Source organism: Pseudoalteromonas sp. SR44-5, from assembly GCF_014163675.1.
In the GTDB taxonomy this organism is placed as follows: Bacteria; Pseudomonadota; Gammaproteobacteria; order Enterobacterales; family Alteromonadaceae; genus Pseudoalteromonas; species Pseudoalteromonas rhizosphaerae.
Map to the genome: position 1 here is coordinate 53,639 of NZ_JACJDT010000010.1, position 22,005 is coordinate 75,643.

The window sequence follows — 22,005 nt, forward strand, 5'->3', positions numbered from 1 at the left end:
GTTACTGCGTGAAGTGACTTCAATATGGTACTATTTCAATAATTATCGGTAAATTGTTTTTAAGTAAGGAAATTACTTGCCTAGTTGGATATTAACTCGCTTTGCGGTTGGTTTATTTTTATTTTTTTCGTTTCATGTATTTGCAGCTGCGCAAGTGGTAACTAGTTATGAAATTAATGGTATTAAGGGCGATCTTGAAAAAAACGTTGCGCTGTACTTAAAACAATTAGAAGGTGACAATGCAACCAGTACTTTGTTAAGTCATGCAAAAAAACAAGTGGCGAGTAGTTTAAAAGCACTTGGTTATTATAAACCGACCATTAAGTTAAATTATAATAATGAAACACAAACCTTAGTGGCCACTATTGAGCGCGGACCTGTAACACGAATTGCAGACGTACGTATTACTGTCCAAGGTGATGGTAAAGATGACCCTCTACTCAAGCATAGCATCAACACTATTAATTTAAATCAAGGGGATATTTTAAATCACAGTAACTATGATGCGGCGCGTAAAAAAATTGAAGGGCAATTGCTTGAGTTAGGATATTTTGATGTTAAATGGCTAGCACACCAACTCGCAATTTCATTAAAGAATAACAGTGCTGAAGTGATCCTAACGATCGACACCGGTGTTCGTTATCAATTTGGTGAGTTAGTTTTAGGTGAAGAAACTCGAGCTGAAAAATACATCCGTTCTATTGCAAAATTTCAGCAAGGTGAAGCTTATAAAGCAACCTTGGTATCTGAGTATAACTTAGCGCTTTCAACCACTCCTTATTTTGCCAGCGTACGTGTTTACGCTGATATTTCTAATCGTGCAAATAAGCAAGTGCCTATTAGGGTTGACGTGCTACACAAACCTGCCAATAGTTATGAAATAGGCGGCGGCTACAGTACAGATCTGGGGCCCAAAGTGCGTTTTAAATGGTCTAAGCCTTGGATCACTGAAAATGGCCACTACCTTGAAAGTAACTTAAATGTGTCACAGCGTCAGCAAGATATTTCACTTGGTTACACTGTCCCTGTTGATGATCCAAATGATGACTTATGGCGTTTTTCTGTTGGTTACAAGTTAGAAGATGAGTTAACTAACGACGTATACAGTAAAATTCTCACTGGGCAACTACAACGGCAATGGTTGACCAATGATAACTGGGTTCGTACCGCTTTTTTACGCCGCGATCGTGAAACATACCGAATTGGCGATACAGAGCAAAGCTCAAAAATGTTAATGCCCGGGCTCAGTTACGCTAAAAAAGTTGCTGAGGGAGGCACAACACCATCATCAGGATATCAATGGCTGGTGTCGGCAGAGTTTGGCTTAAAGGACATGTTTTCAACCACTAATATCGTCAGAATGCAGATACAAAATGCTTGGTTGCAAACATACCTTGACCGACATCTGATTTTTTTAAAAGCAAATATTGGTGCAATGTTGGTTGATGATATTGATAACGTACCATTTTCACTGCGTTTTTATGCTGGTGGTGATCAAAGCGTACGTGGTTTTGCATATCAATCAATATCACCTGAAGATGAAGCCGGTCGTTTGATTGGTGGTAAATATCTAATTACAGGTACTGTTGAATATAATTACCAGTTTGCAGAAAGTTGGCGAGCAGCCTTATTTGTAGACAGCGGTACAGCGACCAATGACTTTACTGACCGTGTAGAAGTGGGGGCTGGGTTTGGTATTCGTTATTTAACACCAGTAGGCCCTGTGAGAATTGATCACGCGTGGGGACTCACTAAAGAAAGTAACAGTACACGATTAAGTATTACCATAGGGCCTGAAATTTAATGTCAAGAATGAAAAAAATCATCACCGCACTCACAGTGTTTCTTGCCTCGGTATTCGTGCTGGTATTTTGTTTATTATTTACAGCACCGGGTAATCAGTTGATTGCCTATACCGCAAACAAACTAGTCGATGGCTTACACATAGATATTAACAATGGCCGTTTTTTATATAACGATTCATTTGATGTGCGGTTTCAACAAGGTGGCTTAGATTTTAATGCTAAAAACTTAAAACTCGATCTATATTGGTGGGGATGTGAAGGTATTTGCATCGAAAATATAAGTGCGCAGAGCATGGCACTGGTATTGCCCGATACTTCACAAAATTTAGCTGATGATGAAGCGACTGTTCCAGAGCTGCCAGTTGCCAGTAGTACTGATGAAATCAGTTTACCGATAGCAATTTCGATTAAACGTATCGCAATTGCATCGTTTAAGCTTGCTCATCCCAGCGCTGATGTCACAGTGACAAAATTTGCGCTGTCAGCCTCGGCAGAGCAATCCCTGGTGACGTTAAACTCACTCTCAATTGCTCAAGTTGATGTGCTGCTCAAAGAGACTCAATCACCTCCTAGCGAACCACTAACGGCACTTGCGGCGTTACCTGACATCCATTTTAGCTCGCCGCTTGCAGCAACACTTGAGCAATTATTGGTATCGAAAGTAACGATTGTACAGGGTGAGCAAAGTCATGAAATTACAGATATTAAAGGTGCTTTCTCAATTGCAAAAAACCAACTGATATTACCTTCATTCAGTGCTGACTATTTGCAATGGCATTTGAGTAGCCAATTAAAAGCCTCCTTAGTTGATGATACGCCGGTTACGGCAAAAATAACTCTTAACAATCCAGAGCATCAGCTCAGTTTGGCTGTGGATGGTGATTTACACGATTTGCAACTAGATGTAGTCACCCAAGGGCAATATCCGCTAAGTGCAAAAATAAACGCAGATTTAAAAACGATAAACTTTCCTTTTTCAGTCAATGCAAATATTACTCAGTGGCAGCTTGAAGTAGATAACAACGCTTTAGAGATTAGTGATGTGCAGTTAACTGGCAAAGGTAATGCTGATGATTATAAGTTACAGCTAATAGCACAAAGTCAGTTGGTGGCATACCCAAAGGTACAGTTAAAATCCTCTCTTAAAGGTGGCCTAACCCAGATCCACGTCGATGACTTGTCATTGTTAGCGAACGAGAGTAAAGCCACTATTACAGCGTCTGCGCGTTGGGATAAAGGTATTCATAGTGAGTTTTCAGGGCAATTAACTCATTTGAAAGCCCAGTACCTAACAGATGCGCTAACAAGTGATCTTTCAGGGCAATTTAACGGTGTTTTCAGTGCTAAGCAGCAGCAATGGCAGCTGAAAATGACCAATACTCAGCTAGCTGGTACGCTGAACGATATACCATTTAGCTTTGCCTCAGACTTTGATTTAAATAACTCACTGTATGCAAGTATTGATAAGTTTGAGCTTGCCAGTGGTGAAAATAAACTTACATTATCTGGTGATATCACTAAGCAGTGGAATATTAAAGGGCTGTTACATTTAAATAAAGCGCAGCAAAATGAACTCGAATTTACCGGCGTTGGTGAAGGTAAGCTTGCGATAACTGGGCAACGATTGGAGCCGATAGTTAATTTAGATGTTGGCATCAGTCATTTAAGCTTTGCTGATATTGCGATTGAACATTTAGCGCTCAAAACAGACTTTAATTATGCCGCTGATTGGCAAACCAATGTGAGTTTAAAACTCACCGATGCGAGCGTATCTGGTCGTCATATCAACAGTTTTACTATAGCAGCTGCAGGTGATAAAGCTGATCATCAACTGCAACTTAATTTAGATGCCGCTGACGGAGAAGCTCAATTTGAAGTTGCTGGTAAATTTATTAATCAAGTATGGCAAGGCCGTGTCAGTGATGTATTACTTACTGATAATGTTATTCGTGTTAGCACACAACCGGCGGTTGCAATTGAATTTAATATCGACAATGGCGATTTTTCGGTGCAGCAACATTGCTGGAAAAGTGACAATAGCAAACTTTGCGTTGAGCAGCTTAGCCAAACTAACCAACAAGGTCAGTTTAAAGCGCAACTGGATAATTTTGATCTAGCCGAAATAAAACATTTATTACCTGAGAATATTATTACCGAAGGGGGCTTGAACGGCCAACTAAATGCGAATTGGCAAAACACTCAATTACAAACTTTAACAGCAGCAATTAGCTCACATGATTTGGCGGCTACGCTTATAAATGAAGATAAGCGCTATCGTTTACCAATAGAAACGTTTTCGCTTAACGCGACCGCGGATCAACAAAATACACAATTGCAGGCTCGTCTAAGTTCTAGTGTGATTGGTGATATCAGTGCTGACCTCAATGCTGAAGATTTAACTGGTCAGCAATTGCTTCGTGGTCAACTTATGATTGATAAGATTTTATTAACCGATTTACAGCCTTTTATGGGTACTCTAGAGCAATTAAAAGGCAGTATTAGCGGGCAAATTGCGTTAGCTGGCACGCTCAGTGCGCCATTGTTAAATGGTGAACTTGAGATTTCCGACGTGAATTTACAAGGCGAGCAACTTCCAGTCGCGATTGTGGATTCAAATATTAGTATCGCATTTGATAAAACCAAAGCGACCTTAGAGGGTCAGTTAAAAGATGCTGAAGGCGGTGACTTAGCACTGACCGGTGATATTGATTGGCAAGGGACTCAACCTGCAGTTAACTTAGCGGTACTTGGTGAGCAGTTTTATGTGCGTGCGCAGCAAGGAGTGATTTTTAAGATCTCCCCAGACTTAAAAATAAGTTTAGTTGATAATGCTTTTAAACTAGCAGGGCAAGTGGTTGTCCCGTATGGTCGAATAGAAATAGAAGAGTTACCAGAAGGCGCTGTGCGAGTCAGTGATGATGAGATTATTATTGATAAGCAGACCAAGCAAACGCAAGCTGTGCCTTTTGATTACGATATAAACTTAAAGCTAATTGTTGAAAACGATGTGCGTATAAAATCTTTTGGTCTGGAGTCAAAAATTGAAGGTGATTTAGCGATTAAAATGGATCAACAAACGCCAATGATCACCACCGGTGAATTGAACTTACGACAAGGTACATATCGTTCATTTGGTCAAGATTTGATAATTCGTACCGGGCAAATTGGTTTTAGTGGCCCAATTGATAAGCCGTACTTAAATATTAAAGCGATCCGTAATCCAGACAATACTGCTAATGATGTTATTGCCGGGATCACTTTAACAGGCAATATCGATCAGCCTGTATTCAAAGTGTTCTCTGAACCAGCAATGGATCAAGCACAATCACTTGCTTACTTGTTAAATGGTCAACCATTAGGTGAAGGAGACAGCTCAACCGATGCGATGTTAACTCAGTTGTTGCTATCGCAAGGGGTGAGCCGCAGCGAAGGAATGGTTTCTAAAGTTGGTGAAACGTTTGGTTTATCTGATGTGAGTTTGAGCTCTAAGGGGAGCGGCGAGGAAACCAAAGTTGAAATTTCGGGTTACGTTGCGCCAGGCATTCAAGTGAAATACAGTGTGGGGATTTTTGACTCCCTTAGTGAAGTGGCTGTACGCTATCAGTTACTGTCGCAGTTATACATTGAAATCACCAGTGGCCTGTATCAAAATGTTGATATTCTTTATAAATTCGATTTAGATTAATGGTCATGATGCATTGAGAGCCTATATTTTAGCTTATTTATTTTGTTTTTTTAGTGGCTTAGCTAACACGCAATTAAGTGTTAGCTAAGCCGAAGGTCATCCTTATCCTGCTGAGTTACTCGCACTGGTATTAAGTAAGTCTGCTATCACTATTGCGCAAGCTAATTTAAAAAATCGTCTAATTGTTCAGCTTCGCAATCCCTTATTGCCGCGCAGTGCGCCGATTCAGCAACAACAATTTTGGCTTGATAAAAAAACCTTAACCCAATAATGTAGCACCACTAATAATAAAAAAAGTTGTGGGATATGTTGAAAAAATCATGCTTAGCTGCGGTTGCGTTAATCTTGAGTCAAACAAGCGTGGCAAACACGGTTGAACAACCAACAGTCAGTGATGTAATGAGTAATGTAAGCGCATCAGAATGGCGAATGGTAGACACTGATAATATCATTAAAATTACTCTACCTTCGGGCGCGGCGTATATTGAACTTAATCCATTACTTGCACCAAAACACACACAGAATATAAAAAAACTTGCTCGTGAAGGCTTTTATAGAGGTTTGAGTGTTTACCGTTTTGTGGAAGGTTTTGTAGCCCAAGGCGGTGATGCCAGTGGTAAAAAAGTAATTAACACTGCAAGTAAAGCTGTACCTGCTGAGTTTTATTTAGCGACTAAAATGGCACTTAAAATTACCGAACTGGATAGAGAAGATGGTTACGCTGCAATCACGGGGTTTTTAAATGGCTTTGCAGTGGCACAAAATGAAGCGCAAACCCAAACTTGGCAAGTACATTGTAACGGTATATTTGCGATGGCAAGGGATAATGATATTAACAGCGGTGGCACTGAGTTTTATGTCACATTAGGTCATGGACCTCGTTACTTAGATAGAAATATTACCGTATTTGGCCGGGTGCTAGAAGGCATGGCTCATTTTAATCTGCTCTCACGCATAGAAACAGCAGGAGAGAAATTTAATCCAATAACGGATCTGCAAGTTTTAGCTGATATAAGCAAAGAGGACCTGAGTCAATTTAAGATGCTAAAAACAGATTCTAATAGTTTTAAAATGTTGATTAAAGCGCGTCAAAATCGCAGTGAAGCATGGTTTGTAGAAACGCCTAATTATGTTGATGTATGCGGTATGTCAATACCAACTAAAAGAGTTAGTGAGCTAGAAAGTTAGCGAGTTGAAAATTAACCCCGAGCGGGCTCGGGGTTCTATACAATAAAATGACTATTATTGGCGGTTTATTTTCACGTTAAATGGTATTGTATCGTGATCTGTGGATCGATATGGGTTGATATCAAGGCCACCACGTCGGGTGTAACGGGCATAAACTTCAAGCTTGGTAATCTTCAATTGCGTGATTAAGTCACAATAAATACGCTCAACACATTGCTCATGAAACTCATTATGAGTACGAAAAGAAATCAAATACCGCAATAAAGACTCTTTACATACTTGCTCACCGGTATAGCGAATAATAATACTCGCCCAGTCAGGTTGTGAGGTGATCAAGCAATTAGATTTTAATAAGTGACTGTGCAGTGTTTCAGTCACTGTATTTGTCGCGACCGCTTGTAAAGAGTTAGCATGTAAATGGTAGTTATCAATTTCAATGTCTAAGTCGTCAATGCACTCACCAGGCAACGGCGTACAGGGTAAACAGTTATAATCACTCGGGCTGTACAAAGTAACATTGACGGGCTTTGCTACTGCTGTCGATAGATCCGCAGTTAGAATAGCCTGTACGTCATCAATTGAATCAAAACGGCTTTGATTAAAGCTATTTAAATATAACTTAAAAGACTTTGATTCAATGATATGGCTACTTTGACAAGGAAATTCAAAGGTGGCCACGGCAACCACAGGTTTACCTTTTGCGTTTAACCACGACAGCTCATAGCCAGTCCAAAGATCTTGACCTTTAAAGGGTAAGGCACTTTCATCAATGTTTAAATCATCGCGGTTAAGTTTACGTGCGATCGGAAACAATAAGCTCGGTGTGTAGGTATCTACATACTCGGTTGACTGGCCAAGTACGCTGCCTTTTAGTTCAGGTGAATTGCTGTAATCTGTCATGTTACGTCTTTTATAGTTACAATAGCGCCATTATACCTAAAGCTTATGAGTTTCACAGTATGAGTATTGCTACAGAATTAGAACAACTTCATCAACGATTTGCCCAGCGCCACTTAGAGCAAACAGGTTCATTACCATGTATTGAGCACGACAGTGATTGGTCAAGCCCTTGTGAGGTTGGCAGTGCGGATGCAAATGGTATGATCCAATGGCAGGCGACGCGTCGCAGTCCTACAGGCTCTTTAACTGATTTAGCAGCAGCCCTTGAGGTTGAATTTCCACAAGCACTGAATGAGTATTATGGCGCGTTTTTTGCTGGAGCAATTACTGCCAAAATAAACCAACATAGCGTGGAGTTACTGCAAGCTTGGAATGAAGATGACTTTGATTTACTGCAGCAAAATATAACTGGGCATGTATTGATGAAGCGTAAGCTTAAGCAAGAGCCAACGGTATTTATAGGCCTAACGGATCAAGACGACTTATTAGTATCAGTATTAATTTCTTCAGGTGAAGTATGTTTAGAGTATGTCGGAAAGAAACCGCATCATACCTTAGCGGCTAATCTTGAAGAGTTTATTGCAGCACTTGAAATATAACAATGCTAAAAAAGGGAACTGCAGTTCCCTTTTGTTTTTATTACTGAAAATCCCACGATATATTAGACACTAAACCACATGGTTCACATCTAAAATCAAATAAGCCAAACCATGATTCAGGTAACTTCCACTCGTTATTACAGCCTGGGCATTTACGTTCAAGCTCAGATGCTTTGTCTTTGCCACCAACCCGATACAAATAATAATAAACTGGCTTTTTAGTTAAAAAGCTAACACGTTTGGCAATATCTTTACCGCGACGAGAAAGATCGCTATCAATGTTTGATATTTCATCTAATGCAGGAAATTCACAACGCGTTGCACCATTAATTTGAATTTGGTCGCAAGCTTGCCAGTCTTCTTGCCATTTTATTAAAGTTTTATAATCACCATTGGCAATCGCGGGTATTTTAAATAACGGAACGGGTAAAAAATCATCACCGCAATACAGCGGACTACATGTATGCACATAGGTTGTATATAAAATATAGCTGGACGGCTCATGACACTCATCTGCACCATTAGAGTGAATATCTTGGCCGATCACTTTTACTTTTGGTGCCAGCAATCCAGCGCTATGTAATTTATCAATGCTGTGTTTTACAAATGGACTGTTGTTCAGCGGGTGCATTGCATCATCAGTGGGGCACATAACACGCGTTACAAAGTAGCCATCTTTTAATACTGTTGGGAATTCTTCTCCCATTATTTGCCCATTAAAGCGCAGTGCATTAACTAAGCGGTTTATCGCTTGTTCGGCATTTTCAAGGGTCGTATCTTGGTAACAATCAAACGTTAAATCAACAACAAACATGATGGATCTCTAATTTATTATTTTTCAAGTAGTGCCAGTAAGCGGTCTAGTTTTGCTTCGATGCGATCAAGTTGACTAGAGTTGTCTACAGTCTCACTTTTTTGCTGAGGTTGTTTTGCTAAATTATGGATAGAATCAGGGTTATTTTTATATTGGCTAACAGCAGCAATAATAACAGGCAATGGAATAGGTTGTGTCAGTTTACTTTTAGTTAAAGCTACAGTAGGAATTTTGCCTTCATCAAGAAGGGCTTTAATTGCATCAAAAACAACAGCATTCATTCGATTTTTAAACTCTTTAAAGTAAGGCATAGCACTAACATGTGCTGCGCCGGGTATAATAACAGGTGGTTGGCCGTAGCCAAATACTTTTACTGCTGACGTAAACGTACATCCAGTTCGTCAATCACTTCACTCCAATCACCATCTTCTGCTAATGATTCAGCAATAAAATGTTGTTGTGCTTGATCCCAAAAAGGGGCGTCTTGTAATAATGTTGTGGCAGGTAATGAATGAGCAGCAATGAAAGTGTCAATTTCAGTCTCTGAGCTTGGTAAGCCGAGTTGTTTGAATAATGTATTGATATCGTGTTTAGTGGTATCCATGTCATGCTCCTTGATGGTAACAGTTATAGGACTTTATGATGGGTTGTTAGAGTTTAACACCCGCTGAATTTGCCTTTTAACGCAGATAGGAATATACCTATAGTTGTTGATGTACAAAAATCAAAATAATAAAAAGGACTAGCTATGACAGTTGAGACTGAAAATGAGACATTTCGAGTTCAATATATCGCTGCAGAAGACATTAGTATTGCTGCGAGCTTAATCTATCAAGCTTATCATGATGATCCGCTATTGCAACCAATGCTCAATTATAGTGAGGCGAATAAAGCCGTTTATGAAAAAAAATTACGTGCTCTGATCCGTGAAGAGCTCAGTACTTTTTGGCAAGAAAAACAGCCGCTGATTGGTTTATATAAAAATGATCGTTTAAAAGCGGTTGCGTGTGTATTCGAATCATCAAGTCAGCTGCAAGCACAGCGCTATTGGCACTGGCGTTTAAAGTTAATGCTTAGTGCTGGCTATTTGCAAACAAACCAATTAATTGAAAAAGAGCAAACGATCCGTAATGCGCTCGCAGCACAAGGAAACTACTATTTTTTAGCCTTTATTGCAGTTGATCCTCATTTTCATGGTGAAGGCCTCGGCCGTCATCTACTGCGTGGCTTGAATGATTTAGTTAGCGGTAATCCAGCTGCATCGGGTATGGCTGTATTTGTAACCCAAGATAAACATACCGCGTTTTTTGCCAGTGAAGGTTTTGTGCACTTACAACAACTGACTTTTAACAATGTACAAGGTGAACTGCTATTTAAATCAGCTCAATAGCATTGATTTAAGATAAAGCGACATAATGGAAATGTCACTGTAGGAGATGTCTCACATTATCGTGCGCTTAAGCCTTTTATATCGCTGTGATCATGATTGATTTCATCGTAACAAACTGTTTTATAGTAAAAAAATTGTTTTTGCAAATTTGTTACATGAAAATTATTATTATTTATGACTACCGCTGAGTCCACTTTGCTTTAAACTTTACTTTGTCAAGACGACACAGACTCAATGAATGAGCTGCTGCCAAGGAAACGGATTATGGCAATTAAGCAAGATGCTTAGCAGGAAGCAAATGGACAAGTTAACACGGATGCAAGGATGAGTTAGGACACTGCGAGGATGCGGTACATTAGCGGAGCTAATGATAAGGATAGCCCAAAGGATTATATTACAGGAAGTAATAGGAGCGTTTGGAAACGCAGGACGGCCAGGTAGGCAAAGAGGATAACACTAGGATGTGTAGGATATTGCATAGATGCAATGTGAGGGTGTATTTGGATATATACCCGTTCAGGGGATAGATAAAAATGGTAGCTTCGGCGTAGGTATGGATGCCTTATTATGGACGAAGTCAGATTGGGGCGTAACTATATGTTACGCCTTAGTTTTTTATAGTTAACGTGAAATGATTAAATATCAGTGTGCGCTGATAACTTTCTAACTTGCTAACTTTCTAACTTTCTAACTTGCTAACTCACTAACTCACTAACTCACTACTAAATCTTATGCGGCGGCACTAAAACGCTTTTCAGCATTTCATTTTCCATAAATAACACCCCTTGATAAACGCTTTCACCATCACTGGAAAATTCAAAAATAAACTCGCTTTTGATACCAGGTTTGCCGCTTTTTAAAAGGCCAAAGCGGCGTTTAGTGCAGGCGACACTCATTAATTGCACTTGTAGCTGGTCGCTTTGACGTTTTGCGTGTGCGTTGGCAGCTTCAGCAACTTTACGATTAAGCCAAAAAAGATAAATCACACCACCAATGATAATGAATGTCCATAAACTTGCCATTTACGAGAATAACCTTCCAATTGCTCGCGCGAGAGTTTCGCTGCGATTTTCTTTGCGAAGTAAACCTAATAGGTGTGGTCGAATACTCGGTATTGCAACTAAGTCAGCAAAAATACTTGGGAAAAGCTCTTCAATTTGCTGATGGTGGGCGCAATTGTCCATAAAAATATGTAACCGCTCGGGATCAGTGAGCAAGTTAAAACAACGTCCTGCAATGGTCAGTAAAACATCCGATTCTGTGGCGATTTCTGAATCTAAAAGAGTATCCACTAATTGTACCGTAAGTGTTTGCGCTTGTGCTTTTGACATTGCACGTAGGGCACAACACAGTGCTAAGGTATCTTTTTGCGCAATGGCTTGCTGGGCGTAGCTTAACAACTGTTGACTAAATACCGGCGGTATTTCAACATGTTCAAGCATTGCGCTGAGCGGTTGTAACACTTCAGCTGGCAGTTGCTCCCAGGCTTGTTGTAATGACGCTAGATTTTTATCGCTATCTAAGCGTAATGCAAAATCAGCAATCCCCTGTACTGCAACACTTTGCCAATTATCAAACCCTAGTTTGCCACTAAAATACAGTTGGGTGTACTCATAATATTGTGAGGCAGGTTGTTTTAATAACACTTTTAACTGTGCATTAAATGCAGCTAGTTTATTTGCGTTAGGTGTAAACACATATGGGTTATTATCAAGCTTCCCGTCGGCTTGCTCGCCGGTCAAATCATTGCCAAGTGCTTCTATCACCATATTGGCAAAGTGATCGCGACTGGCGCATACCAGTTTGCTTTGCTCATCAACTGGAAACTTTAAAAACCACACGTAGGGCTCGCTACTGGCTTTGCTATCCCAAAACTGAATAGCTAACCATGCATGGCCTGCGAGCGGGAAAGGATAGGGGATCTGTGCTTGCTCAATGGCTAAAAATTGCTTTTTATCTAGCTTGGTAATATGTCTGCCAATATCAAAAACGCGCCAATTTGTGCCTGCGCCATCAAGTAATTGCCCTAAGGTTGCGATCTGCTCGGTCATAATGATCCACTGATTTTTACTGCAAAATTCGTTAAATTATACGCCATAGCAGGCCATGTTGGAACAGGGTATAATCAAGCAATGATAATCAACAAGGGTGGTTATGTACCAACAGACCCAAACTTACTTAACGCAACTCGAAGACTTATTAAAACAGCATCAACTTTGGCAAAATACTCCAATTGATCCGCAAGCGTTAAACTCAACAGTGCCATTTTGTCACGATACTATGGCGTTTGAGCAGTGGTTACAATTTGTATTTATTGAAAAAATGCAAATGTTAGTCGCTCAACAGCAGCCGTTACCGAGTAATTTTGCCATCGCGCCAATGGCTGAACTCATGTTAGCGCAAAAAAATGGTGGTGCAGCTGTGATGCAATTATTAGCTCAGCTTGATAAGTTATTAGGAAGAGAAGTAATAGTGAATGAACGTCCAGCCCCCGTTGAGTTTGGCGAGCTTGAAATTTTGTACCGTGATGAAAACTATATCGCAATTAATAAGCCTTCTGGTTTATTAGTACACCGATCATTTTTAGATAAACACGAAACACAATTTGCGATGCAGATGCTGCGCGATCAAATTGGCCAGCATGTGTTCCCTGTGCATCGTTTAGATAGGCCAACATCAGGTGTGTTACTGTTTGCATTGAGCTCTGAAGCTGCACGGGACATTAATCAGTTATTTATTGATAATCAAATCTCGAAACGTTATCTCGCGTTAGTGCGTGGTTTTGCGCCGGAGTCGGTGTTTTTAGATAAACCACTAAAAGAACAGCTGGATAAAATTGCGGATAAGTTTGCTGATCAAAATAAAGCCCCACAAGAGGCACAAACTCAGTTTAACTGCTTGCAGCAAGCAATGTTACCGATACCAATTGATAAATACCCAACAGTGCGCTATTCGCTGGTGGAGTGCTTTCCTAAAACTGGTCGTAAGCATCAAATCCGCCGTCACTTAAAACATTTATCACTGCCTATTATTGGTGATGTTAATCATGGTGATAATCAGCATAACCAATTTTTTAGAGAGCATTTTGCATTACGTCGATTAATGTTATTTGCAACTGAGCTTAATTTTGTGCACCCTTATACTCAACAACAAATCAATATTAAAGCGCCGCTAGGTGAAGCAATGCTCACTATTTGTCAACAGCTTGGCTGGCCACATCAAGAGAAGGATTATTAATGGCAACTATTAGCATATTTGTAGGCAGTGTTTATGGTGGTGCCGAGCGTTTAAGTGACGACGTTATTGACGCAATAGAACAAGCAGGGCACAGCGTAAATTTAGTTGATCAACCAACCATTGCAGATATTCAGCAAGCCACACATATTTTAGTGATCACCTCGACCACCGGACAAGGTGATATTCCTGACAACCTTGCTGGTTTTTTTAACGAGTTGAATAGCACTTTTCCTATGTTAACTGCTAAGCCATACGGTATTATCGCCATGGGCGACCGAAGTTATGGTGATACGTTTTGTGGCGCAGGGCGAAGTTTTGATGAGTTATTTCGTGACTTACAAGCACAACCTATCGGTCATCGTTTAGAAATCGATGCCTGTGAAGATTTTGAACCTTGGCCAGTAACTCAGCCATGGCTCCAAGAGTGGTTAGCTAAGTTACCTCAGTAGATAATAAAAAAGAGCGAAAACGCTCTTTTTTATTATCTGTATAACTTCGTTTAGGTGCTTTTCACATCCACTTTAAGCTTTAACTTTTGTCCTGGTTGTAAGTATTTTTGTCCTGATAAGTCATTCCATTTGATAATATCGTTGACTGTTAAATTAAACTTAGCTGCGATGCGAGCCAGAGAGTCACCACGGCGAACTTTATAGGTGATTGTTCGATTGGTACTGGCTAACGCCGCCTGAGGGGTCTTAGGGCTCTGATAAACCGTTAACTTTTGTCCTAAACGTAACACACTATTCTTTTTAAGTTTATTCCAGCTAGCGAGTTCATTAATGGTTACATCGTACTCTCGGCTTATATCCCATAAAGTATCGCCATTTTTAACCGTATGCGAGAGCTTCTTTTGACTATTGTTATTCACCGCCATACGCATTTGCTTTGGTAAGTGTTTACTATTGATTGCACCGTCACTTAACGGCACTAATAATTGCTGACCAATACGAATGGTATTTGACTTTAGTTTATTGAGTGATTTGATAGCACTGGTGCTGGTGGCAAACTTTTTCGCAATCACCGATAAACTGTCACCGCTTGCGACAATATATTGTTGCCAACGCAGACGATCTTTCATCGCTGTTTTAGCTAATAATTGTTGAAACTGCTCAACTTTATCTGTTGGTAATAATAAAAAGTGAGGACCATTTGGATCCGTTGCCCAGCGATTAAAACCTGGATTTAAACGATATAATTCAGTCAGGCTAATATCAGCCATATCCGCGGCCAGTGCTAAATCAATTTGTGAACCTACATCAACCGCTTCAACAACTTGTGCATTGATAATCGGGTTCCACTTTATCCCAAAGTCATCTTGGCGTTTTAATAAGTCTGATAATGCTAATAGTTTTGGTACGTAGGTGGTGGTTTCACTGGGTAAATCAAGAGACCAAAAATCAGTAGGCAAGTGCTTTTTACGGTTCTTTTTTATGGCGCGTAATAAACGCCCTTCACCTGAGTTATAGGCCGCGATGGCGTTGAGCCAATCACCCTCTAAGGTTTTATGTAAATAAGATAGATAATCAAGCGCCGCACGGGTTGATTGTACAATGTCACGACGACCGTCGTACCACCAGTTTTGCTTTAAATCAAAACGCTCACCAGTTTGTGGCATAAATTGCCAAATACCTGATGCACTGCGGTATGAGTAGCCAAATGGATCAAAGGCACTTTCAACAATCGGCAGCAATGCAATTTCGATTGGCATATCGCGTTTTTCAATTTCTTCTACAATAAAATGTAGATAAGGCTCAGCACGTTTTGAAATACGGTCTAAATAAGCTTGGTGTCTTGCGTAGTAATTACGCTCAGTGACGACAGGGCGATTTTGCGGGACTTCAATCGATAGTTGATAACGAATACGCTCCCATACATCATCAAAAATAGGTGCTTCATCTACATCATTTACTTGGTGATATTGCGCATTGATCATCAACGCTTCGCTAATATCATTTGGGCTTGCGCCTTCAAGTTGCGATTGTTCTGGGTGATTAGCAACTAGGTCATCAGGTTGTGTTGATGTTAATGTTTGACATCCACTTAGCACTAGTGCTAAGGCTAAAACAAGGGGGGATTTATTCATAAATACCAATGCATCAGGTAAAAAACTCGGCGAATACTACCTGTAATGAGATAACATTGCCACTTTTTGACTATCTAAAATCGTAATAATCAACTATCTAAAAATTTAATTGCTTGATTATTATTAGATTGTTTTTTAAAAATGGTCTTTCCAGATTCTAAGACCTGCAAAGTTTTGCCAAGGTTCATTATTTTGTAAGGTGTTTTTTGTACTCGGATTATATGTTTCAGGTAAGCGCTTTAGTATTCCAGTAATATCAGTTCGCATAAATGGGTTTATTTTTAGCTCTAATGCGAGTGTACTTGGTAAGGTAATTTGATTATTTTGACGCTGAATATCTACCCACTGTGCGTACTCAATTAAATCGCGGTTGCTAGGTTCCACCGCCAACGCAAAAGCTAAATTTGACTGCGTGTATTCATGGGTACAATAAATTTCACATTCAGGCGGTAATTTTTTTAATTTATCAAAAGAGTGCTGCATCTGCTCAGCGGTTCCTTCAAATAAACGCCCACAGCCACCGCTAAAAAGAGTGTCGCCAGTAAATGCTAAATTAGGGTTAAGGTAACAAATATGATCTAAGGTATGTCCAGGTGTTGTTATGATGGAAAATTCTGTCCCAAGTACGGTTATCTTATCCGCGTCCATTAATGGTTTTGTGATCCCTTTAAATGGACTATTGTGTGGGCCGTATACATCAATACCTACAAATTTTTCACACAAAGTGGCTACGCCATCAGTATGATCATAATGATGATGGGTAACTAAAATACCCGCTAAGGTCAAACCTGCTTGGTTTAAATAAGTTAACACTGGTTCAGCTTGACCTGGGTCAACTACCCATGCTTGCGAACTTGTAGGGTCGCTAAGGCACCAAATGTAATTATCAGAAAAGGCTTTAATTGCTTTGACTTGCACCATGTGACATTGCTCTATAAAGTGACGATATCAAACAGTATAACGAGCTCAGCGTATGAAACCAGCCCTTAGTTTTCAAGAAGGACCCAAACCACTGTCGTGGCAAGAGTTTCCTCATGGTGACTATTTACGTAGTGATATAGAACGTAAAATGGCCAAGTGGTTACCGCGAATGTTTGGCTATCACATGTTAAAACTCGGTAATCTCAGTGGCGAACTTAATACCAGTAAAAGCACCATTAAACACCAAGTCTGCGTAGCAGAGTCAGGACCATTTACAGGTGTTGTTGCCGATATAGATGAACTCCCTTTTTACGAGCACAGTGTTGATGCCTGTATATTAAGCCATTGCTTAGAGTATCACACCGATCCGCATCATATATTACGTGAAGCACACCGCACCTTAATACCAGGTGGCTATATGGTGATCACCGGGTTTAACCCATTTAGTTTATGTGGACTGGCGCAATTGTTGCCCTTTAGCGGTCAAAAGTTGCCATGGACGGGACGCTTTTTCACTCCCGCACGAGTAAAAGATTGGCTTAACCTATTAGGTTTTGAAATAGTCAGTGATGAACGTTTTATTTATTCGTCATTAGCACGAGGCAACCGTTTATCGCGGTTTGCGCCATGGCGACGTTTTACCAAGCAATATCTAAAACCCATGGGAAGTGTGTATATGTTGGTCGCTCGTAAACGAGTTGCGCCTTTGACACCCATAAAGCCTAAATGGCACGCTCGTCCACAGTTTGCTCCAGTAAAAGGAGCGGGTTTACGGCAAACCTCAAAGCAACACTGTGAGCGGAAGCGTTAAATAACGCTGACTGTTTTGCTGTGCTTTTGGTAATTGGCCTGCGCGAATATTCATTTGTATTGCTGGGTTCAATAATTTAGGCGCACTGAGTGTTGCATCACGGGCGCTACGGGTTGTTATGTAATCTTGCTCAGAGGCTTGTAGATGAATATTACTGGTGCGCTGCTCGAGTACCGATGTTTTGTTGGCAAGCGGGCGATCACCCGGCTGATAGTCGTGGCACATCCATAAAATAGTTTCATCGGGCAGGGCTAAAATACGTTGCAGTGACTGATAAAGCGTTTTGGCACTGCCACCTGGGAAATCACAGCGTGCAGTACCGCTATCGGGCATAAAAAATGTGTCACCAACAAACAAGTTGCCTTCAATTAAATAACACACACTGTCTGGAGTATGGCCTGGTGTCGCTAATACAGTAACCTTGTGTGCGCCCAGTGCAAAATGCTCGTTATCAGTAAATAGCTGTTCAAATGGGCTACCATCACATGGCATATCAATATTATACAGGCGGCTAAAATGCTCCTGCACTTGTATTATTTTTTTACCGGTTGCTAACTTGCAAGGATGATATGCCGCAAGTTGCTGCTTTATATAACTGGCGGCAGTAATGTGATCTGCATGGGCGTGGCTTTCTAAAACCCACTCAAGAATAAGTTGGTTATCGTTTATATGGGCAATGATCTCGTCGGCGGTTTGAAAACTTAACGTACAGCTAGCAGCATCAAAGTCAGCAGGGGCATCGATCAACATGGCAGATTTAGTGGTTTGGCAAGACACTAAATAAGTAAAGGTAGCACTTTGCTGATGAAAAAAAGACTCGATCGAGATAGCCATTTAACAACTCCATTATTTAATATATCCAAAGCTTATATCATATAACTAAGTTGTTAAATGGTTTATGATGAATTACCTACTAATATTATTCAGGGTTGTAACCTTCATCGACTAATAAATCTTTACTGCCAGCGGCATCACGCGCCAAATCATCAACAATTTCATTGTATTTATTGCCGCTATGACCTTTTACCCACTTCCAAGTCACATTATGACGGGCGCAGGCTGCATCAAGACGCTGCCATAAATCGACATTTTTAACTGGTTTTTTAGCAGCCGTTTTCCAGCCTCGCTTCTTCCAGTTAGCAAGCCATGATTCAATACCTTGTTTCACGTATTGGCTGTCGGTGGTGAGGTTTATCTCACACGGGCGGTTTAAACTCTCAAGAGCAACAATTGCTGCGAGCATTTCCATTCGATTATTGGTGGTGAGGGTATAGCCTTGGCTTAATTTTTTTTCGTGGTCATTATAAAACATAAAAATACCATAACCGCCGGGGCCCGGATTACCTAAACATGAGCCATCGGTGTAAATCTCTACGGTTTTTTGCACTGTTTTCCCTTGATCTTATGTACAATAAAGTGATTATAGAAAGATACCAGAGTCAGGCTAAATTCGATATGGCACGTAGACAAATAGTTTTAGATACAGAAACCACCGGCATCGACCCTAAACAAGGGCATCGTATTATTGAAATTGGCTGTGTGGAATTAGTGAATCGTCGTTTAACCGGCAATAACTTTCACGTTTATATCAACCCACAGCGCAAAAGTGACGAAGAAGCCATTGATGTTCATGGTATCACTAATGAGTTTTTACGTGATAAACCGTTATTCCATCAAATAGCTCAAGAGTTTCTCGACTATATTAGAGGGGCGGAGCTGGTAATTCATAATGCGCCGTTCGATGTCGGTCATATGGATAATGAATTTGCGTTACTCAATCAAGGTTATCAAAGAACCCATGATTACTGCCAAGTTCTCGACACCCTCAAAATGGCGCGTGACTTGCATCCAGGACAGAAGAATAACTTAGATGCGTTATGCCGGCGTTATGATGTAGATAACGCTAAGCGTACCTTACACGGCGCACTACTGGATTCTGAGATCTTAGCTGACGTTTATTTAGCGATGACGGGGGGGCAGGTAAAGCTCAATCTTAATCAAAATAAAAATCAAGGCAGTGAGCAACAACAAAAAGAACTGCGTCGTTTAGATTCAAACCGTCCACCGCTGGTGGTCTTACAAGCCAATAATGATGAGCAACTCGCTCACGAAGAGCGATTAAATATAGTCAACGAAGCCGGTGGTCAATGTATATGGCGCGCCGAATAAGGCAAAACATGAGAAGCATAATGTTAGTTGTGTGTTTGGTTATGATGTTACCAAACACCAGCAGTGCAACAAATGAAGATAAAATAACCTTACTGCAGCGCGATGGGCGGCAAAATGAAATTCCTTTACTGGAAAATCGTTTTCGTATTGATTATAAAGTTGACGAAATCACCTTATTATTTTTTCGCAAGCCCGGTGCACCAGCAGTGGTATTGGTAAAACCCGATGGCAGTAAATATTATGCAACCTCGGCGAGAAAAGATGACAACCTACAATGGTTTGATGAGCTAAGTTATGATCTGATTACTATTAAGCAGCCAATGCCTGGGCCTTGGCAGGTCGTTGGTAGTATTTTGCCGAAAAGCCGGATTGTGGTGTTAGGAGAAGTAGAATTACAAGCCGAACCATTACCCCCATTACTGTTTCGTGGCGAAACAGTTAAAATTACAGGGCAAATACTAAATGATGGTGAGCCGATTCAAGTGGGCTTGTTTCGGGATGTGGTCAGTTTAAATGTTGACTTTATTAGCACCAATAACAGTGACTTTGCAAACTTTGGCGCTGGCACTCAGAATGTTGCTGAATTTAAAGACGATGGCCGTGGTTTCGATGAGCGCCCTAAAGATGGTATTTTTACCGGTGAATTTAAATTAGTTTTCCCAGCCGGACAATGGCGACCAGAGCTATATATTGAAACCCCATTATTAAAGCGCACCGTGGTGCAAGATCTTATCGAAGTTAAAGAACCCCCCTTTAGTTATGAAATCGCCTTAGCCGAAGATGACCTGCAAGAACATCATTTAACTATTACCCTCGATAACCAAATAGTGCAACCAGAGACGGTATTGATCCAAGGTAAAATTTATTATCCCAATAATGAAGATCAAATGTTTACGCTTGATGCTAAAAACAGTTTGACCCGCCAGCTGACGATTAAAAATTATGATTGGGGGCGATACAGTGTTGAACTGTCTGTTTTTGGCACTAATGTGAATGGCCGTGAATTTATGGCAACTTTACCGACCTATAAATTTGAAATCGAGCGGCCAATTGAAGTGGTGCCTGAATTACCAGCACCAATTATTACCCCAGCACAGCAACAAGAAATAGAAAGAGTTGCTAAGGAAGCCGAATCAATGGCAACAATTACATTTATTAGTTTAATTGTTGGCGGGAATTTACTGGTTTTGCTGTTGGGTTGGTTAGCAATTCGTGTATTTGTGCAGAAAAAATCAATCATGCCGAAAATCAACTTACCATTTTTGAAGAAAAAAACAGCAGTTGAAAATGAGCCGCAAAGTAATGAAAAAAAAGAACTCGACAAAAATGGTTCAAAAAGTGATAGATCCGGTGAAATTTTAAACCTTTCGATGTCAGATGACTAAAAAACCTGTAAAAAAACAAAAAAGCCCTTGACGAAGTAGGGGTTGGTTCGTATTATTCACGCCGCTGTCAGGGGAGACTCAGACAGCAACGAAAATGTGGAGTGGTAGTTCAGTTGGTTAGAATACCGGCCTGTCACGCCGGGGGTCGCGGGTTCGAGTCCCGTCCACTCCGCCAATTTTCGACAATTTGTAAGTACACGCTGGAGTGGTAGTTCAGTTGGTTAGAATACCGGCCTGTCACGCCGGGGGTCGCGGGTTCGAGTCCCGTCCACTCCGCCAACACTTACACAACATATGGTTGTAAAACATATTCTTATTATGGAGTGGTAGTTCAGTTGGTTAGAATACCGGCCTGTCACGCCGGGGGTCGCGGGTTCGAGTCCCGTCCACTCCGCCAATAAGAAAAAATAACAGTTTAAATATGCGCTGGAGTGGTAGTTCAGTTGGTTAGAATACCGGCCTGTCACGCCGGGGGTCGCGGGTTCGAGTCCCGTCCACTCCGCCAACTATTTAAACAATGTTATATTACAAAATTTGTATGCTGGAGTGGTAGTTCAGTTGGTTAGAATACCGGCCTGTCACGCCGGGGGTCGCGGGTTCGAGTCCCGTCCACTCCGCCAACAAATTAAGTAATAACAAGTATAATGATATCTCTGCGGAGTGGTAGTTCAGTTGGTTAGAATACCGGCCTGTCACGCCGGGGGTCGCGGGTTCGAGTCCCGTCCACTCCGCCACTTGATATCAGTAATAAAATTAGTAAGTGCATTACCCCATGCACATACCACTGCGGAGTGGTAGTTCAGTTGGTTAGAATACCGGCCTGTCACGCCGGGGGTCGCGGGTTCGAGTCCCGTCCACTCCGCCACTTGTTATTTCCTCAATAACAAGCTTATAAAATCCTTATATAAATTTTTGCATAAAACACCTTTTGCTATCAGCTATCAGCTATCAGTTATCTTATCTGAACTTGACAAAGAACATAATAAAACCTGCAATCTTGATCAGAATTACAGGCTTA

20 protein-coding genes, 7 tRNA genes and 1 pseudogene are annotated in these 22,005 nt (G+C 40.8%); 18 read left to right on the forward strand and 10 right to left on the reverse strand.

The window, feature by feature from the left end; all coding sequences use genetic code 11:
* Window positions 1-88 precede the first annotated feature (88 nt).
* The 3 genes from H5154_RS07800 to H5154_RS07810 all read left to right on the forward strand — a co-directional run bounded on the left by H5154_RS07800 (window position 89) and on the right by H5154_RS07810 (window position 6,678).
* Window positions 89-1,804: an autotransporter assembly complex family protein gene (locus tag H5154_RS07800; protein WP_404936183.1), complete on the forward strand. Its 1,716-nt coding sequence runs from the start codon at window positions 89-91 to the stop codon at window positions 1,802-1,804.
* Window positions 1,804-5,490, forward strand: coding sequence for a translocation/assembly module TamB domain-containing protein (locus H5154_RS07805; RefSeq protein WP_182717943.1), 3,687 nt, complete (start codon window positions 1,804-1,806; stop codon window positions 5,488-5,490). The genes H5154_RS07800 and H5154_RS07805 overlap by 1 nt, the downstream gene beginning before the upstream one ends.
* Window positions 5,491-5,796: 306 nt before the next feature.
* Window positions 5,797-6,678: a peptidylprolyl isomerase gene (locus tag H5154_RS07810; RefSeq protein ID WP_182717944.1), complete on the forward strand. Its 882-nt coding sequence runs from the start codon at window positions 5,797-5,799 to the stop codon at window positions 6,676-6,678.
* 54 nt (window positions 6,679-6,732) lie between these two features.
* On the opposite strand, the gene queF is transcribed toward H5154_RS07810, so the two are convergent.
* The gene (gene queF / locus H5154_RS07815; RefSeq protein WP_182717945.1) at window positions 6,733-7,578 is read right to left on the reverse strand and encodes an NADPH-dependent 7-cyano-7-deazaguanine reductase QueF; all 846 of its coding nucleotides are present in this window, start codon (window positions 7,576-7,578) and stop codon (window positions 6,733-6,735) included.
* A gap of 59 nt (window positions 7,579-7,637) precedes the next feature.
* Here queF and syd point away from each other — a divergent pair, with 59 nt between their 5' ends.
* Entirely contained in the window at window positions 7,638-8,177 is a 540-nt protein-coding gene (gene syd, locus H5154_RS07820; RefSeq protein ID WP_182717946.1) for a SecY-interacting protein, read from the forward strand.
* Between the two features lie 40 nt (window positions 8,178-8,217).
* Here the strand turns inward: syd and H5154_RS07825 are convergent, their stop codons facing one another.
* The 3 genes from H5154_RS07825 to H5154_RS07835 form a co-directional block, all read right to left on the reverse strand.
* On the reverse strand, window positions 8,218-8,991 hold the full coding sequence (locus tag H5154_RS07825) for a Zn-ribbon-containing protein (RefSeq protein WP_149982924.1): 774 nt from the start codon (window positions 8,989-8,991) through the stop codon (window positions 8,218-8,220).
* Between the two features lie 17 nt (window positions 8,992-9,008).
* Window positions 9,009-9,272: a hypothetical protein gene (locus tag H5154_RS07830; protein WP_149982925.1), complete on the reverse strand. Its 264-nt coding sequence runs from the start codon at window positions 9,270-9,272 to the stop codon at window positions 9,009-9,011.
* Between the two features lie 89 nt (window positions 9,273-9,361).
* The gene (locus H5154_RS07835) at window positions 9,362-9,595 is read right to left on the reverse strand and encodes a DUF2789 domain-containing protein (protein ID WP_149982926.1); all 234 of its coding nucleotides are present in this window, start codon (window positions 9,593-9,595) and stop codon (window positions 9,362-9,364) included.
* A gap of 144 nt (window positions 9,596-9,739) precedes the next feature.
* On the opposite strand from H5154_RS07835, the gene H5154_RS07840 reads away from it, so the two are divergent.
* Entirely contained in the window at window positions 9,740-10,381 is a 642-nt protein-coding gene (locus tag H5154_RS07840; RefSeq protein ID WP_182717947.1) for a GNAT family N-acetyltransferase, read from the forward strand.
* Between the two features lie 722 nt (window positions 10,382-11,103).
* Here the strand turns inward: H5154_RS07840 and H5154_RS07845 are convergent.
* Window positions 11,104-11,403 carry a DUF3301 domain-containing protein gene (locus H5154_RS07845; RefSeq protein WP_145241637.1) on the reverse strand — a complete coding sequence of 100 codons (300 nt, stop codon included), beginning with the start codon at window positions 11,401-11,403 and terminating at the stop codon, window positions 11,104-11,106.
* Entirely contained in the window at window positions 11,404-12,432 is a 1,029-nt protein-coding gene (locus H5154_RS07850; RefSeq protein ID WP_182717948.1) for a DUF3549 family protein, read from the reverse strand.
* 103 nt (window positions 12,433-12,535) lie between these two features.
* Here H5154_RS07850 and H5154_RS23630 point away from each other — a divergent pair.
* The 3 genes and pseudogenes from H5154_RS23630 to H5154_RS07860 form a co-directional block, all read left to right on the forward strand.
* Window positions 12,536-12,823: pseudogene (locus H5154_RS23630) on the forward strand (YqcC family protein); the annotation flags it as partial.
* A gap of 30 nt (window positions 12,824-12,853) precedes the next feature.
* Window positions 12,854-13,618 (forward strand): tRNA pseudouridine(65) synthase TruC, encoded by a 765-nt coding sequence (truC, locus tag H5154_RS07855; RefSeq protein ID WP_310736236.1) that lies wholly within the window; start codon window positions 12,854-12,856, stop codon window positions 13,616-13,618.
* On the forward strand, window positions 13,618-14,067 hold the full coding sequence (locus H5154_RS07860) for a flavodoxin (protein WP_149982930.1): 450 nt from the start codon (window positions 13,618-13,620) through the stop codon (window positions 14,065-14,067). Before truC ends, H5154_RS07860 begins: the two co-directional genes overlap by 1 nt.
* Window positions 14,068-14,117: 50 nt before the next feature.
* Here the strand turns inward: H5154_RS07860 and H5154_RS07865 are convergent, their stop codons facing one another.
* Complete coding sequence (locus H5154_RS07865; RefSeq protein ID WP_149982931.1) at window positions 14,118-15,701, reverse strand: LysM peptidoglycan-binding domain-containing protein; 1,584 nt, start codon at window positions 15,699-15,701, stop codon at window positions 14,118-14,120.
* Window positions 15,702-15,836: 135 nt separating this feature from the next.
* Entirely contained in the window at window positions 15,837-16,622 is a 786-nt protein-coding gene (gene gloB, locus H5154_RS07870) for a hydroxyacylglutathione hydrolase (RefSeq protein WP_182717950.1), read from the reverse strand.
* A gap of 52 nt (window positions 16,623-16,674) precedes the next feature.
* Here gloB and H5154_RS07875 point away from each other — a divergent pair, with 52 nt between their 5' ends.
* Entirely contained in the window at window positions 16,675-17,433 is a 759-nt protein-coding gene (locus H5154_RS07875; RefSeq protein ID WP_145241649.1) for a class I SAM-dependent methyltransferase, read from the forward strand.
* On the opposite strand, the gene H5154_RS07880 is transcribed toward H5154_RS07875, so the two are convergent.
* Together H5154_RS07880 and rnhA are read right to left on the reverse strand one after the other, a co-directional pair.
* Window positions 17,404-18,267, reverse strand: coding sequence for an MBL fold metallo-hydrolase (locus tag H5154_RS07880; protein WP_182717951.1), 864 nt, complete (start codon window positions 18,265-18,267; stop codon window positions 17,404-17,406). The two genes, H5154_RS07875 and H5154_RS07880, sit on opposite strands and share 30 nt — an antisense overlap.
* 85 nt (window positions 18,268-18,352) lie before the next feature.
* Entirely contained in the window at window positions 18,353-18,820 is a 468-nt protein-coding gene (gene rnhA / locus H5154_RS07885) for a ribonuclease HI (protein ID WP_145241653.1), read from the reverse strand.
* Window positions 18,821-18,888: 68 nt separating this feature from the next.
* On the opposite strand from rnhA, the gene dnaQ reads away from it, so the two are divergent.
* The 9 genes from dnaQ (at window position 18,889) to H5154_RS07930 (ending at window position 21,852) form a co-directional block, all read left to right on the forward strand.
* Window positions 18,889-19,602, forward strand: coding sequence for a DNA polymerase III subunit epsilon (gene dnaQ / locus H5154_RS07890; RefSeq protein WP_182717952.1), 714 nt, complete (start codon window positions 18,889-18,891; stop codon window positions 19,600-19,602).
* A gap of 41 nt (window positions 19,603-19,643) precedes the next feature.
* The gene (locus H5154_RS07895) at window positions 19,644-20,987 is read left to right on the forward strand and encodes a TIGR03503 family protein (protein WP_404936184.1); all 1,344 of its coding nucleotides are present in this window, start codon (window positions 19,644-19,646) and stop codon (window positions 20,985-20,987) included.
* A gap of 98 nt (window positions 20,988-21,085) precedes the next feature.
* Window positions 21,086-21,162 (forward strand) — tRNA-Asp (locus H5154_RS07900).
* A gap of 27 nt (window positions 21,163-21,189) precedes the next feature.
* A tRNA-Asp gene (locus H5154_RS07905) sits at window positions 21,190-21,266 on the forward strand.
* A 41-nt stretch (window positions 21,267-21,307) separates the two neighbouring features.
* Window positions 21,308-21,384 (forward strand) — tRNA-Asp (locus H5154_RS07910).
* A 31-nt stretch (window positions 21,385-21,415) separates the two neighbouring features.
* Window positions 21,416-21,492 (forward strand) — tRNA-Asp (locus tag H5154_RS07915).
* Between the two features lie 38 nt (window positions 21,493-21,530).
* Window positions 21,531-21,607 (forward strand) — tRNA-Asp (locus tag H5154_RS07920).
* A 37-nt stretch (window positions 21,608-21,644) separates the two neighbouring features.
* Window positions 21,645-21,721: transfer RNA gene (locus H5154_RS07925), tRNA-Asp, on the forward strand.
* 54 nt (window positions 21,722-21,775) lie between these two features.
* A tRNA-Asp gene (locus H5154_RS07930) sits at window positions 21,776-21,852 on the forward strand.
* Window positions 21,853-22,005: the final 153 nt, after the last annotated feature.